12 protein-coding genes are annotated in these 15,658 nt (G+C 56.7%); 9 read left to right on the top strand and 3 right to left on the bottom strand.

The window, feature by feature from the left end:
- The first annotated feature begins 153 nt into the window (after positions 1-153).
- Positions 154-1,110 carry a VirK/YbjX family protein gene (locus IPZ49_RS15235; RefSeq protein WP_063146158.1) on the top strand — a complete coding sequence of 319 codons (957 nt, stop codon included), beginning with the start codon at positions 154-156 and terminating at the stop codon, positions 1,108-1,110.
- On the opposite strand, the gene IPZ49_RS15230 is transcribed toward IPZ49_RS15235, so the two are convergent.
- Entirely contained in the window at positions 1,107-2,765 is a 1,659-nt protein-coding gene (locus IPZ49_RS15230; protein WP_023299709.1) for an ATP-dependent endonuclease, read from the bottom strand. The genes IPZ49_RS15235 and IPZ49_RS15230 overlap by 4 nt on opposite strands.
- A gap of 291 nt (positions 2,766-3,056) precedes the next feature.
- Here IPZ49_RS15230 and aqpZ point away from each other — a divergent pair, with 291 nt between their 5' ends.
- From aqpZ to IPZ49_RS15190, 8 genes are all read left to right on the top strand, one after another.
- A complete protein-coding gene (gene aqpZ / locus IPZ49_RS15225) occupies positions 3,057-3,752 on the top strand; it encodes an aquaporin Z (RefSeq protein ID WP_026080729.1) in 696 nt (231 codons plus the stop codon).
- Positions 3,753-3,928: 176 nt separating this feature from the next.
- Positions 3,929-4,828, top strand: coding sequence for a lysine exporter LysO family protein (locus IPZ49_RS15220; RefSeq protein ID WP_022647606.1), 900 nt, complete (start codon positions 3,929-3,931; stop codon positions 4,826-4,828).
- 144 nt (positions 4,829-4,972) lie between these two features.
- Complete coding sequence (gene hcp, locus IPZ49_RS15215) at positions 4,973-6,625, top strand: hydroxylamine reductase (protein WP_063146159.1); 1,653 nt, start codon at positions 4,973-4,975, stop codon at positions 6,623-6,625.
- A 10-nt stretch (positions 6,626-6,635) separates the two neighbouring features.
- Complete coding sequence (gene hcr, locus IPZ49_RS15210) at positions 6,636-7,604, top strand: NADH oxidoreductase (RefSeq protein WP_063146160.1); 969 nt, start codon at positions 6,636-6,638, stop codon at positions 7,602-7,604.
- A 152-nt stretch (positions 7,605-7,756) separates the two neighbouring features.
- Positions 7,757-9,475, top strand: a complete 1,719-nt coding sequence (poxB, locus tag IPZ49_RS15205) for a ubiquinone-dependent pyruvate dehydrogenase (RefSeq protein WP_023305792.1) — start codon at positions 7,757-7,759, stop codon at positions 9,473-9,475.
- 38 nt (positions 9,476-9,513) lie between these two features.
- On the top strand, positions 9,514-10,515 hold the full coding sequence (gene ltaE / locus IPZ49_RS15200) for a low-specificity L-threonine aldolase (RefSeq protein ID WP_048966132.1): 1,002 nt from the start codon (positions 9,514-9,516) through the stop codon (positions 10,513-10,515).
- Between the two features lie 10 nt (positions 10,516-10,525).
- Entirely contained in the window at positions 10,526-11,962 is a 1,437-nt protein-coding gene (locus tag IPZ49_RS15195; protein ID WP_063928998.1) for an SDR family oxidoreductase, read from the top strand.
- Between the two features lie 92 nt (positions 11,963-12,054).
- Positions 12,055-13,068, top strand: coding sequence for an NAD(P)-dependent oxidoreductase (locus IPZ49_RS15190; protein ID WP_063146162.1), 1,014 nt, complete (start codon positions 12,055-12,057; stop codon positions 13,066-13,068).
- A 144-nt stretch (positions 13,069-13,212) separates the two neighbouring features.
- Here IPZ49_RS15190 and IPZ49_RS15185 read toward each other — a convergent pair whose 3' ends face one another.
- On the bottom strand, positions 13,213-15,039 hold the full coding sequence (locus IPZ49_RS15185) for a chitinase (RefSeq protein ID WP_063932824.1): 1,827 nt from the start codon (positions 15,037-15,039) through the stop codon (positions 13,213-13,215).
- Between the two features lie 134 nt (positions 15,040-15,173).
- On the bottom strand, positions 15,174-15,614 hold the full coding sequence (gene iagB / locus IPZ49_RS15180) for a type III secretion system invasion protein IagB (RefSeq protein WP_023299704.1): 441 nt from the start codon (positions 15,612-15,614) through the stop codon (positions 15,174-15,176).
- Positions 15,615-15,658: the final 44 nt, after the last annotated feature.

Raw genomic sequence — 15,658 nt, 5'->3', positions numbered from 1 at the left:
TCCAAATAATTGTTCTGGCTATCATCACCGTTGATTTTATCTAAACCACTCCTCAACGAAACCCCCGATCCCCGTTATCGTCGGGAATTGTTTACCCGATGTTGATAAAGCGCCTGCTGAAATAGCGAAATTCCACCAGAAGCAGGATCTAACATGTCTTCCATCGTCGATACACCTTATTCAACGCTGTCCCAGCCTAAATCGGGCTGGCAACTGTTTAAAAGCCTGGCATCGGGTTCCCTCACGCCGGGGCTGGCGTGGCAAAATCCGGCCTATCGACGTAAGTTTATGCTGCGCTCGCTGGCAACGCCGTTCACCACTGCGCGCCTGCTCGGAAACCTTGCAAAACAGCCCCGTCTGATGCAGATCCTGCGCGTGCAGCCCGGCCTGCCGTGCCGCCTGCACCGACCGTGGCTGACCGTCAATATGGGCCGTCAGAATACGCTGGACGCATTGGACAATCACTATCAGATGATGAGCCGCCATCTTCCGGCGTCACTGCTGAACGGCTACCTTTCCAGCCAGGGCATCACGCTGGTGACGTTAACGGGCAAAGAGGAGCAGCAGTTTAGCGTTCGCCTGAGCGCGGATGCGTTTCTGGACAAAGAAGGGGAAGCGACCCTCACTTTTTGTGACCACCAGAACACGGTGCTGGCCGAGCTGACCTTTACGCTGTGCAAATACCAGGGCAAGTCAACGCTCTTCATCGGCGGAATGCAGGGGGCGAAAGCGCATGTCCCGCACGAGCACATTCAGCTGGCGACCAAAGCCTGTCACGGACTGTTCCCAAAACGTCTGCTGGTTGAAGCGGTCATGGCGCTGGCAGGCGCCTTCCCCGTCGAGCAGATCCTCGCGGTGAGTAACGCCACCCACATCTACCGCAGCTGGCGCTATCGCAAGAAAAAAGAGGGAAAATTGCTGGCTGACTATGACAGCTTCTGGCGCTCCCTTGGCGGACAGCAGCAGGAGAACGGCAACTTTGCCCTGCCACTGACCATGCCACGCAAACCGATGGAAGAGATTGCGAGTAAAAAACGGTCCGAGTACCGCCGCCGCTATATCCTGCTTGATAGCCTGCATCAACAGGTATCGCAGGCGACTGCCCGTTAATCGGCTCTCCCGCGTGCCAGCCAGAGGACGCGGGAGAACATTTTACGCAGCAGCGTGGGCACCGACTCCACGCCCCGCCTGCCCGCTTCCGTCGCGACTTCAATGGCCAAATCCGGTTTTGACGACCGATGGATAGCTTTGGCGATCACCCGACGCATATTCATGGGCACATCCACCGGGATCATCGCCACGCGGTGAAAGACGTCGTCAAATCCCTGGCGGTACATAAAGTGCTCCATGTCCATCGCGGGCAGCGTGGTCAGATGTTCCCGCTCCTCTTCACGATCGTTATTGAGCAGGCTGCGCACGGTCGCCGCATATTTTTTACCCGCCTCATCGCCATCCACCAGCACGTGCCACTCTATCCCCATCCGGCGCGCAAATTTGATCAGCGGCTTTAAGCCAGACTGAGCAAATTCGATCACTTTGATGCCTTCGGCATCAAAGTGGTGTCCGCACTGGCGAGCCAGCTCGTTTATCACCCAGGTTTCGGTTTCCCCTTCCACCAGCAACCAGCAGCGGGCAAACAGGGAAGAGGCACGGTTAAAACGGATATGAAACGCAATGCGTCGGCCATCTTCGGCATTTAACCCGCCGGGCCCGAGCCGGTAGGCGGTGACCCGCGAGGATTCACGCACCAGGCGGCAGACATACTCCACCGGCGTCAGGGAGAGCAGCTCGCCGGAATTCGTGGTGGTGACACGCTGCAACGGCAGCAGATTAAGAAGATGCCACGCCACGGAAAGCATAATCGGGTGCAGCCGCGTTTCCGGATCTTCTACCAGCAGCAGCGGGCGCGCGTCCCGATCCAGGCGCACCGTCCCTTTCGCCTGTAACAGCGTGGAGAATAATCCCAGCAGGATCACCCGATGCGTGCGCCCGCTGGGGCGGTCGATCATGCGGTTGATAATATCGAGATAGCGCCAGCTTCGTTGCTCGTCGTGCGAGCGGCGGCGCATCAGGCGGTGGCGCGCCTGCCCCGTTCCCTGCTCGGAGAAGTAGTGCTCCAGCAGTTGCACCATGGCAGACAGCCCCTGACGGATCTGGCCGTCGGTGAGGTTCTGCGGCCGTGAGACCAGTTCACGGGCGAGGAAATCCAGCTCGCGGGCGGTCACCTCCACCTCGGGCATATTCGGCACGGTGCCGTTACGGATCCGCCGCATAAAGCGCGCGTCTCGTAAGCGCAACACGGGGGAGAGGCGGATAAGATGGCGGGCAAGCTCGTCAATATTATCGAGCGGGATCGGATTCCCCTTCTCATCAAGAAATTCACGCAGGGTTAATACCCCGTCGTTTTGCGCCATTTCGCCCTCAAGGCGATAGAAAATACGCTGGAACCCATCTTCACAGGGCACCCAGCAGGGCGACATAGGGCGAAAACGACGCACGCGATGGCGACCGGGCTCGGATTCGCGGAAGGTCAGAATGATATGCAGGTGTTTCTCGCGCCCGTTGACATCCCCCGGCGGAAACCAGAAGTCATCATGGACGAAGTGGTACAAGTTCTCTTCGGGCGAAAGCAGCAGCGTCAGGGCATCCAGCAGGCTGGATTTACCCCAGGCGTTTTCGCCTATCAGGACGTTGTTCTGTTCCAGTTGCAGCGACAGGCGGTTAATCCCGCGAAACCCGACAATCTCCACACGTTCGAGTAGCATACATCCCCCGCAATTCGGCCACTTTTTCCTTCAAGTTATCAGCAGTATAGCGGCAGGCTGTAGGTCACGACAGCAGAATATACGCCCCCTTAAATATTGGGCTATGCTCTAATTACCTCCGCTCTGAACAAGGATTGACATCACATTGCCTTAAATCAAATTTAGTGAATTTATTTGAGTGGCGAAGGGATGTTGATGGTTTCAAAATACTGGCTCTTTGAGTCGTCATCCCTTTATGGCGATATAACCCGCGCGCAGGAATGGGCGCGGACGTTTATTATTGAGGTGGTTATGTTCAGAAAATTAGCGGCAGAATGCTTTGGTACATTCTGGCTGGTGTTTGGTGGCTGCGGTAGCGCAGTACTGGCAGCCGCATTTCCGGAATTAGGTATTGGATTTGTCGGCGTCGCGCTGGCATTCGGTTTAACCGTATTAACCATGGCATTCGCCGTGGGGCATATTTCCGGCGGTCATTTCAACCCGGCCGTCACGTTAGGTTTATGGGCGGGCGGACGTTTCCCGGCGAAAGATATTATTGGCTATATTATTGCCCAGGTTATTGGCGGTATTATTGCCGCGGCGGTGTTGTACGTCATTGCCAGCGGAAAAGCCGGGTTTGACGCCGCGGCCAGCGGATTTGCGTCAAACGGCTTCGGCGAACACTCTCCAGGCGGCTACTCAATGCTGTCTGCTATCGTGATTGAAATTGTGCTCACCGCAGGTTTCCTGTTGGTGATCCACGGCGCAACGGACAAATACGCGCCTGCGGGCTTTGCCCCCATTGCTATTGGTCTGGCGCTGACGCTTATCCACCTGATCTCCATCCCGGTGACCAATACCTCCGTTAACCCGGCACGTAGCACCGCGGTGGCTATTTTCCAGGGCGGCTGGGCGCTTGAACAGCTGTGGCTGTTCTGGGTGATGCCAATTATTGGCGGTATTCTGGGCGGCGTGCTGTATCGCACCCTGCTGGAAAAACGCGATTAATTAAGTGCGGCCTGTAATGTCGGGTGGCGCTAAAGCTTACCCGACCTACGTGAGTGTGCACTTTGTAGGCCGGGTAAGGCGTAGCCGCCACCCGGCTTTTTTTGTAGCTTTACCTCACAGCCTTTATTGGGTAGTGTCTCTGGCGCTTAAATGATACTCAAAAGGACCGGCTGTTCATGTTCTCAGGACTCCTCATCATTCTTCTGCCCCTGATAGTGGGCTACCTTATTCCGCTGCGTCATGAATCGGCCTTAAAGCTTATTAATCGTTTTCTCAGCTGGATTGTTTACGTCATTCTGTTCTTTATGGGGATCAGCCTGGCCTTCCTGGATAATCTGGCGACGAACTTGCTTTCCATCCTGCATTATTCTGCGGTTACGGTAGTGGTGATTCTGCTGTGCAATATTGCCGCGCTGTTCTGGCTGGAACGCACTATTCCCTGGAAAAATCACCACCATCAGGAAAAGCTTCCCTCCCGAATTGCGATGGCGCTGGAATCATTAAAGCTGTGCGGCGTGGTGGTGCTCGGTTTTTTACTGGGGCTAACCGGATGGGCTTTTTTACAGCACGCTACGGAAGCCAGCGAATATACGCTGATTTTCCTGCTCTTCCTGATCGGTATTCAGTTGCGAAATAATGGCATGACGCTGAAACAGATTGTCCTGAACCGCCGGGGCATGATGGTTGCCGTTATCGTTGTGGCCAGCTCAATGGCTGGGGGAGTGATTAACGCCTTTATTCTCGATCTGCCGCTGAAAACCAGCCTGGCGATGGCATCCGGTTTTGGCTGGTATTCGCTCTCCGGTATTCTGCTGACCGAATCGTTTGGTCCGGTGATCGGCAGCGCCGCCTTCTTTAACGATCTGGCGCGCGAGCTGATAGCCATCATGCTGATCCCCGGCCTGGTACGCCGCAGCCGCTCTACCGCGCTGGGCCTGTGCGGGGCCACCTCAATGGACTTTACCCTGCCGGTGTTACAGCGCTCGGGAGGTCTGGAGATGGTTCCTGCCGCTATTGTACACGGCTTTATTCTGAGCCTGCTGGTCCCCATTCTGATGGCGTTCTTCTCAGCCTGATACTGCTTTGGCGGTAGTGAACCTGCCGCCAAAATTGCGCTAAATCAATAACCCTCCACTTAGTATAAGAAAGCACTTTTCTCCGTTGTGGCACAGGCATAACCTTAAACATGTATCTCAAATATAACTTTAACAGGTGTGATTATGTTTTGTGTGCAATGTGAACAAACCATCCGTACCCCGGCAGGCAACGGCTGCTCTTACGCGCAGGGTATGTGCGGCAAAACCGCAGAAACATCCGATCTCCAGGACCTGCTGATTGCGGCGCTGCAAGGCTTATCCGCCTGGGCCTTCAAGGCCCGTGAATATAGCCTTGTCGATCACTATGTCGACAGCTTTGCGCCGCGCGCATTTTTCTCCACGCTGACTAACGTTAACTTCGATTCGCCACGCATTGTGGGCTATGCCCGCGAAGCGATTGCCCTGCGTGAAGCCCTGAAAGCGCAATGCCTGAATGCCGACGCCAGCGCCCGCGTGGACAACCCGATGGCGGAACTACAGCTGGTGAGCGACGACCTGGGCGAGCTACAGCGTCAGGCCGCCGAATTTACTCCCAATAAAGACAAAGCGGCGATTGGCGAGAACATCCTCGGCCTGCGCCTGCTGTGCCTGTACGGTCTGAAAGGTGCTGCGGCGTATATGGAGCACTCGCACGTACTCGGCCAGTACGACAACGACATTTATGCCCAGTACCACAAAATCATGGCATGGCTGGGCACCTGGCCTTCCGACATGAACGCCCTGCTGGAATGCTCGATGGAAATCGGCCAGATGAACTTCAAAGTGATGAGCATTCTGGATGCCGGTGAAACCAGCACCTACGGTCACCCAACGCCGACGCAGGTCAACGTCAAAGCGACCGAAGGTAAATGCATCCTGATCTCCGGCCACGACCTGAAAGATCTCTACAACCTGCTGAAGCAGACCGAAGGCACCGGCGTTAACGTCTATACCCACGGCGAAATGTTGCCCGCGCACGGCTACCCGGAACTGCGTAAATTTAAGCATCTGATCGGTAACTACGGCAGCGGCTGGCAGAACCAGCAGGTGGAGTTCGCCCGCTTCCCTGGCCCAATCGTCATGACCTCTAACTGCATTATCGACCCTACCGTGGGCGCGTATGACGACCGTATCTGGACCCGCAGCATCGTCGGCTGGCCGGGCGTGAGCCACCTTGAAGGCGATGATTTCGGTCCGGTTATTGCGCAGGCGCAGCAGATGGCAGGCTTCCCGTACAGCGAAATTCCGCACCTCATCACCGTCGGTTTTGGCCGTGAAACCCTGCTGGGTGCGGCGGATTCCCTGATTGACCTCGTCAGCCGTGAAAAACTACGTCACATCTTCCTGATCGGCGGCTGTGACGGCGCGCGCGGGGAACGTAACTATTTCACCGATTTCGCCACCCGCGTTCCGGAAGACTGTCTGATCCTGACCCTGGCCTGCGGTAAATACCGTTTCAACAAGCTGGACTTCGGCAACATCGAAGGTCTGCCACGCCTGGTGGATGCTGGTCAGTGTAACGATGCATATTCAGCCATCATTCTGGCGGTCACGCTGGCAGAGAAACTGGGCTGCGGCGTGAACGATCTGCCGCTGTCGCTGGTGCTCTCCTGGTTCGAGCAGAAAGCGATCGTTATTCTGTTGACCCTGCTCTCTCTCGGCGTGACCAACATCGTCACCGGGCCGACCGCGCCAGGCTTCCTGACGCCGGACCTGCTGGCCATCCTGAACGAGAAATTTGGTCTGCGTTCCGTGACCAACGTTGAAGATGATATGAAGCAACTGCTGAGCGCGTAAGGAGTAACTCATGACCATGCCAACCTCACAATGTCCGTGGCGGATGCAGGTTCATCACATCCAACAGGAGACGCCGGATGTGTGGACACTGTCGCTGCTGTGCCATGACTACTACCCGTACCGCGCAGGTCAGTATGCGCTGGTGAGCGTGCGTAATTCGGTGGATACCCTGCGCGCCTACACGATCTCCTCCACGCCGGGCGTGAGCGAATACATAACGCTCACCGTCCGTCGTATTGATGACGGCGCAGGCTCCCGGTGGCTGACCCGTGACGTAAAGCGCGGGGATTACATCTGGCTGTCTGACGCGCAGGGCGAGTTCACCTGTGACGACAAGAAGGAAGACAAATTCCTGCTTCTGGCGGCAGGCTGTGGCGTAACGCCGATTATGTCGATGCGCCGCTGGCTGGCGAAATACCGTCCTCAGGCCGACGTGCAGGTGATCTTTAGCGTGCGTTCCCCGGAAGATGTGATTTTTGCCGAGGAATGGCGAAATTATCCGGTGACCCTGGTGGCTGAGCACAACGCGACGCACGGTTTTGTCGCGGGGCGTCTGAGCCGCGAAATGTTGCAAAGCGTGCCGGACATTGCGGATCGTACCGTGATGACCTGCGGCCCGGCGCCGTACATGGAGATCGTGGAGAAAGAAGTGAAAGCGCTCGGCGTGACCCGCTTCTTTAAAGAGCAGTTCTTCACGCCTGTAGCGGCAGCGGCGACCAGCGGGATGAAGTTCACGAAGCTGCAACCGGCGCAGACCTTCTTTGGTCGCGTGGGCACCACGCTGCTTGAAGCGCTCGAAAGCAATAACGTGCCGGTAGCGGCAGCCTGTCGCGCGGGTGTGTGCGGCTGCTGTAAGACGAAGGTGGTTTCCGGTGAATACACCGTCACCAGCACCATGACGCTGACCGATGCGGAAATTGCAGAGGGTTACGTGTTGGCGTGTTCATGCCATCCGCAGGGAGACCTGGTGCTGGCATAATCTGGCGCAGTGCCCCCATTTGTTGCCGGGTGGCACTGCGTTTACCCGGCTTACGTTGTGCCTACTGCCTGTGCGTATGGAATACCAGGCAGCCAATACAGTGACTTTCTTCTAAGCTTGTAAGCGATATCACATAAAGGAGAAGGACCACCATGAAACAAACCGTGGCTGCATACATAGCGAAAACCCTGGAGCAGGCTGGCGTAAAGCGTATCTGGGGCGTCACCGGCGATTCGCTGAACGGACTCAGCGACAGCCTTAACAAGATGAAGACCATTGAATGGATGCCCACCCGCCATGAAGAGGTCGCCGCCTTTGCCGCGGGTGCCGAAGCGCAGCTCACGGGCGAACTCGCCGTCTGTGCAGGTTCCTGCGGACCGGGAAACCTGCACCTTATCAACGGTCTTTTCGACTGTCACCGCAACCATGTTCCGGTGCTGGCGATTGCCGCACATATTCCGTCATCCGAAATCGGCAGCGGCTATTTTCAGGAGACGCATCCTCAGGAGCTGTTCCGTGAATGCAGCCACTACTGCGAGCTGGTCTCGTCGCCGGAGCAGATCCCACAGGTGCTGGCGATAGCCATGCGTAAGGCGATCCTGAATCGCGGGGTTTCGGTGGTTGTGCTGCCGGGGGACGTGGCGCTGAAGGCCGCACCTGAAACCGCCACCACCCACTGGTACTCTGCGCCACAGCCAACCATTACCCCTGCGGATGAAGAGCTTAAAAAGCTGGCGCAACTGCTGCGATACTCCAGCAATATCGCCCTGATGTGCGGCAGCGGCTGCGCCGGCGCGCATAAAGAGCTGGTGGAATTTGCCGCTAAGCTGAAGGCGCCAGTTGTGCACGCCCTGCGCGGGAAAGAGCACGTTGAATACGATAACCCGTACGATGTGGGCATGACCGGGCTGATCGGTTTTTCCAGCGGCTTCCATACCATGATGAACGCCGATACGCTGATCCTGCTCGGCACCCAGTTCCCGTACCGCGCGTTCTACCCGACGGATGCCAAAATTATCCAGATCGACATTAATCCCGGTAGCATCGGCGCGCACAGCAAGGTGGATATGGCGCTTATCGGCGATATTAAATCCACCCTCGCCGCCCTCCTGCCACTGCTGGAAGAAAAAACGGACCGCAAATTCCTCGATAAAGCCCTGAGCGACTATCGCGATGCGCGTAAGGGGCTGGACGATCTCGCCAAACCGAGCGAAAAAGCGATCCACCCGCAGTATCTGGCGCAGCAGATCAGCCACTTCGCCGACGACGATGCCATCTTCACCTGCGACGTGGGTACGCCCACCGTCTGGGCCGCGCGCTATCTGAAAATGAACGGCAAACGACGCCTGCTTGGCTCGTTCAACCATGGCTCAATGGCCAACGCCATGCCGCAGGCGCTGGGCGCAAAAGCGACGGCACCGGAACGTCAGGTGGTGGCGATGTGCGGCGACGGCGGGTTCAGTATGCTGATGGGGGATTTCCTGTCGGTGGCGCAGATGAAGCTTCCGCTGAAAATCGTGGTCTTTAACAACAGCGTGCTGGGCTTTGTGGCGATGGAGATGAAGGCCGGAGGCTACCTTACGGACGGCACCGAGCTGCACGACACCAACTTCGCCCGCATCGCCGAAGCCTGCGGTATCACCGGTATTCGGGTGGAGAAAGCCTCAGAGGTGGACGAAGCCCTGCAACGTGCCTTCGCCATCGACGGCCCGGTGCTGGTGGATGTGGTGGTCGCCAAAGAAGAGCTGGCAATCCCGCCTCAAATCAAGCTGGAACAGGCTAAAGGTTTTAGCCTCTACATGCTGCGCGCCATCATCAGCGGGCGCGGTGACGAAGTGATCGAACTGGCAAAAACCAACTGGCTCAGGTAAAACATTTCACAAGACCTCTTAAATGAAAGGGATGTGAAATGATTGATTTACGTAGTGATACCGTTACCCGTCCGGGCCGCGCCATGCTCGAAGAGATGATGGCCGCCCCGGTCGGGGACGACGTCTACGGCGATGACCCGACGGTCAACGAACTCCAGCGCTATGCGGCCGAGCTGAGCGGTAAAGAGGCTGCCCTGTTCCTGCCCACCGGCACGCAGGCTAACCTGGTGGCGCTGCTGAGCCACTGCGAGCGCGGCGAAGAGTATATCGTCGGCCAGGGGGCACATAACTACCTGTACGAAGCTGGCGGCGCGGCGGTGCTTGGCAGCATTCAGCCGCAGCCGATCGATGCCGCGCCGGATGGTACGCTGCCGCTGGACAAAGTCGCGGCAAAAATCAAAGCCGACGATATTCACTTCGCCCGCACTAAACTGCTGAGCCTTGAAAACACCCATAACGGTAAAGTTCTGCCGCGCGAATACCTGAAAGCGGCATGGGATTTTACCCGCGAGCGCAAGCTCGGCCTGCACGTTGACGGCGCACGTATCTTCAACGCCGTGGTGGAGTACGGCTGCGAGCTGAAAGAGATCACCCAATATTGCGACTCGTTCACCATTTGCCTCTCAAAAGGGCTGGGCACGCCGGTAGGTTCCCTGCTGGTTGGCAATGCAGACTACATCAGACGCGCCAACCGCTGGCGCAAAATGACCGGCGGCGGGATGCGTCAGGCGGGTATTCTGGCGGCTGCCGGACTGTACGCCCTGAAAAATAACGTGTCACGCCTGAAAGACGATCACGACAATGCGGCGTGGATGGCAGCGCAGCTGCGTGAAATCGGCGCTGATGTCATGCGTCATGACACCAACATGCTGTTTGTCCGCGTCGGCAATGAGCATGCTGCCGCGCTGGGCGAATTTATGAAAGCCCGAGGCGTGCTGATCAACGCCTCCCCGGTCGTGCGACTGGTGATGCATCTTGACGTTAACCGCGAGCAGTTGACCGAGGTGGTGAAACACTGGCAGGCGTTTTTACAGCGTTAAGGAGCATACCGTGCCGCAACGTATTCTGGTGCTCGGTGCCAGCGGGTATATCGGTCAGCATCTGACCACTGCGTTAAGCCAGCAGGGGCACCAGGTGCTGGCAGTGGCACGCAACACGGAACGCCTGCAAAAGCTACTTTTGCCTGGCGTGACGTGTCACAACGTTGACCTTAACTGGCCGAAAGCGCTTCCTGCGCTGCTGGAAGGGGTCGATACGCTGTACTACCTTGTTCACAGCATGGGCGAAGGCGGCGATTTTATCGCCCACGAGCGTCAGGTGGCGATGAACGTACGTGATACGCTGCTGCAAACGCCGGTAAAGCAGGTGATCTTTCTAAGCTCGCTTCAGGCGCCTGAGAACGAGCAGTCAGACCATCTGCGCGCCCGGCAACTGACGGCAGAGACATTGCGAAGCGCCCGTATCCCCGTCACCGAACTGCGGGCAGGGATCATCGTCGGCGCGGGTTCCGCCGCGTTCGAAGTGATGCGCGATATGGTCTACAACCTGCCTGTGCTGACACCGCCGCGCTGGGTACGCTCGCGCACCACGCCCATTGCGCTGGAGAATTTACTCCACTATCTGGTGGCATTGCTGGATCATCCGGCGGCGGCGCATCGTGTGCTGGAGGCGGCTGGCCCGGAAGTGTTGAGCTATCAGGCGCAGTTCGAACATTTTATGCGGGTGAGTGGCCGCCGCCGCTGGCTGGTGCCCGTCCCCTTCCCGACCCGCTGGATTTCGGTGTGGTTTTTGAATGTGATCACCTCCGTGCCGCCGACGACTGCCAAAGCGCTTATACAGGGACTGAAACACGATCTGCTGGCGGACGATCGTGAACTGCGTGCCTTGATCCCTCAGGAATTGATCCCCTTCGACGATGCCGTACGCAATACGCTGAAAGAAGAAGAGAAGCTGGTGAACTCCAGTGACTGGGGCTACGACGCGCAGGCGTTTGCCCGCTGGCGGCCCGAGTACGGCTATTACCCAAAACAGGCGGGCTGTACGGTAAAAACCACTGCCAGCCTCTCAGCGCTGTGGGACGTTGTGAACCAGATCGGCGGCAAAGAGCGCTATTTCTTCGGCAATATCCTCTGGCAAACGCGCGGCACGCTGGATCTGCTGGTGGGTCACCGGCTGGCAAAAGGCCGTCCTGCCGCCCCGTATCTGAACGTGGGCGATACGGTCGACAGCTGGAAGGTGATCATCGTTGAGCCGGAAAAACAGCTGGCGCTGCTGTTTGGCATGAAGGCACCGGGGCTGGGGCGGCTCTGCTTCACCCTTAAAGACAAAGGCGATCACCGCGAGCTGGACGTTCGGGCGTGGTGGCACCCGCACGGAATGCCCGGGCTGTTCTACTGGCTGCTGATGATCCCGGCACACCTGTTTATCTTCCGCGGAATGGCGAAACGGATTGCGCAACTGGCAGAAGAAAAGCGGGAAAGTAACTAAATAAAACTCTTAATCTTTCACCTTTCCCATTGCAACACATCGTAATTCACGAAAGAATGCGCACGAAATTCTTTTCAACACAGTGGATTGTTATGAAGGTACTGGTTACCGGGGCGACCAGCGGCTTAGGCCGAAATGCGGTCGAATTTCTGCGCAACAAAGGCATCTGCGTGAGGGCCACCGGTCGCAACGAGGCGATGGGCAAGCTCTTGCAAAAAATGGGCGCTGAGTTTGTCCATGCCGACCTGACGGAGCTGGTCTCCTCTCAGGCCAAGGTGATGCTCGCCGGTATTGATACGCTGTGGCACTGCTCCAGTTTTACCTCCCCGTGGGGTACCCAGGAAGCCTTCGATCTCGCCAACGTGCGCGCCACGCGCCGTCTGGGCGAATGGGCCGTCGCCTGGGGCGTGCGTAACTTTATTCATATCTCTTCCCCGTCGCTCTATTTTGATTATCACCATCATCGTGATATTCAGGAAGATTTCCGCCCTGCGCGCTTTGCCTGTGAATTTGCCCGCAGTAAAGCGGCTGGCGAAGAGGTGATCGACCTGCTGGCCCAGTCAAATCCGCACACCCGCTTTACCGTGCTGCGACCACAGAGCCTGTTTGGGCCGCACGACAAAGTCTTTATCCCGCGACTGGCCCAGATGATGCACCATTACGGTAGCGTGCTGTTACCACGCGGCGGCGATGCGCTGGTAGACATGACCTATTACGAAAATGCCGTTCACGCCATGTGGCTGGCGAGCCAGCCGGAGTGCGATAAGCTGGTGTCGGGCCGCGCCTATAACATTACCAACGGCGAACCCTGTACCCTGCGCAGCATTGTGCAAAGGCTGATTGATGAGTTAAAAATCGACTGCCGGATCCGTTCCGTTCCCTACCCGATGCTGGACATGATTGCCCGCAGCATGGAGCGCTTTGGCAGTAAATCGGCGAAAGAGCCTGCGCTGACGCATTACGGTGTGTCGAAGCTCAACTTTGATTTTACGCTGGATATTTCTCGGGCGGAGAACGAGCTGGGGTATAAACCGATTATCTCGCTCGATGAAGGGATAGTGCGTACGGCGGCGTGGTTGCGGGATCACGGGAAGTTACACCGGTAAGCGTTCCAGCCTCATGTAGGCCGGGTAAGCGCAGCGCCACCCGGCAAAAAACAGAGAGTGCGGACTGATGCCCTCACCCCGGCTCTCTCCCACAGTTAGAGGGTGCAAACATTAAAACGGCAACCCGAGGGTTGCCGTTTGCTTTTACAGAGCCGTCCAGGCTTCAGCCCATGCCAGGCCTGCACCCGGCTCATAGTACGTCGGCGCACTGTTACACCAGCCGCTGTACGGGAACGGTTTGCACTGGAACAATTTACCGTGGTTATTCACGATATCACCGGCGTTGTACTTGCTGTTCGCGCTCCATGCCGGGTAAGACGTATCTTCTCCGGATGGCGTTGTCGCTTTCGCTTTCACGTTCAGCAGATAAGACGTGGTGCTGCTCAGCTCGCCATCGCTGACGGTCAGGCTCACTTCATACTGCTGCGCCGTTGCAGACTCAGGCGCCTTAAAGGTCACCACCGCTTTATCTTCGCCGGTCACGGTCTGGCCATCCTGAGAACGCCAGGTGTAGGTCAGCTTGTTGCCGTCTGCGTCGGTAGAGCCTTCCGCGCTCAGAGAAACCTGCGCGCCCGCTTCTACGGCACCGATTGGGCCCGCAATCTGCGCAACCGGCGCGTGGTTCACCGCGACAGGTTCAACCGGAGTTTCATCCGGAACTGGCGCTGGCGTTGGGGCCGGCGTAACATCTTCAGAAGGTGTTGGCGTTGGCGTGACCGGGGTTTCGTCCGGCGTCACCGAGGAACCGTCGTCATTCACGATATTCACGTTATAGAACTTCTGCACGCACTTGCTGTAGTCGCCCTCTTTGAACGCGCTGAACGGTGTCTGATAACCCACCAGCTGGCAAGAGTAAGTCTTGCCGTCAGGGGTATCCGCGCTCCATCCCCAGTCCTGTTCCCAGTAAATCTTCAGGGCGCCTGCGCCACCTTCGTCAAACTGCTTCATGTTGGCGCAACCCAACACTTCGTTCGCCGGAACAGGTACTTTCAGGTAGTTCGCAAATTCTTTGTAATACTTGATACGGTTCTGAGACTGCGCAATTTCAGTCGGGCCGCCGCACTCAACGCCACCGTTGATGATCTGGGTTGTTACACCGAAGCCCGGGACCAGGCCGTTGGCTTTATCGTGATCGTTCGGCTGCCATGTACCGTCGATCACCTGCAACATGCTTGGTTTTGGCGGCTGTGGATAGGCGAAGAAGAAGATAGCACTGGCCAGGTTCAGCCAGGTGTCCGCCACCAGCTCAGGTTTATCGAGCAGGGTACGCACGTCGCCGTACATCGCTTCAGAGAATGGACCGTAGTTGTAGTTGTAGGACAACTGTTTCGCACCGCGTCCGAAATAGCTCAGGAAATCGCCGTCTTTGTCTTTACCGCAAGGCCAGGTCTGTCCCTGCCAGACGTCCGGATTACATTCGCCGTTATAGCCGCCCTTCTGCCCTTCGCTCCAGCCCATTTCACGCACGTGGACCAGCGCCTGACGCCATTCGGCTTCCGGACGCCAGCTTTCGTGGCCGCCGGTTTCCTGGGCAAAGTGGGCAAACATGGTCGCCAGCTCTTTGCGGCAGATAGCGTCGCTGTCACGACCGTCGCTGTAGGTCTTACACAGCGCCGGGAATTTACCCACGGCTTTCAGGAAGTTGCTGTAGGTATAAGCCTGTGCACGCAGCGGGAAGAGATATTCCCAGTCGCTGGCTTTCACAATCCCTTCAACGCGTTTGACGTTGTCCGGGTTCGCCGCGCGGCCTGGCTCAATCAGTTCGACCTGCGCGTTGTCCAGGGTCTGAATAGTCTCTTTAACGGAGGCCATCAGCGGGAAGTTAGTGAGCTCATGCTCTTTCTTCGCCAGATCGCTGGCTTTCATGGTGTACGGCTCGCCGGTGGTCGCCTGCAAAGAGGCGGCCTGCGCCATAAAAGGTGCAACGCAAGCACCAGCAACAAGTACACTCAGTAACGTCCTTTTGTTCATTTCAGTTTTCCTGTTCGTTTCAAATTGAATGTTAATATCCCGGCTTAGGTATTATTCCGTTAATACATAAACCACATTCAGCTGTTTTCACTTTTCGAAGAACACCTTCAGGAATTCTTCAAAAATAAAAAACGTTAATCACGTGCTGCTAATTTTAATTGCTGATATTTAGCCCAGACCTTATGGGCATATTTCATCCGCTGCGGATAATTCTCTTTCTTCAACCCGGCGTTATAAGCGCCTACCGCTTCCCAGTTATAGCCATATACTCTTATCATTCCGGAGAGAATGGAGGCACCCACCATGATGGAGGTACACGGCTCGGTCATTAAGCGATACTCATCGATGCCTCTGCTTTCCAGCGCGGTAAAATGCGAGCTGTTGATTTGCATCAGCCCGACATCCCGCGTGCCATCGCGGTTTTTCCCAACCGCGTACGGATTCATACCGGATTCCACATTCGCTATCGCGTAGAGTAAATAAGGGTCGACATGATAATAACGCGCCGCTTTATCCCAACAGTTTGCCAGAGCACCCTGGCTTATTATTAATAACAACAAAATGAGCTTTTTCATTTTTACCTGCTGACTTTATTGGTTATTTCTCCTTAGAAACATCC

The organism is Enterobacter cloacae complex sp. S2 (genome assembly GCF_015159675.1).
Classification (GTDB): Bacteria; Pseudomonadota; Gammaproteobacteria; order Enterobacterales; family Enterobacteriaceae; genus Enterobacter; species Enterobacter intestinihominis.
Note: the sequence above shows the minus strand (reverse complement) of the source record. Positions and strands in the feature narration are given on the sequence as shown.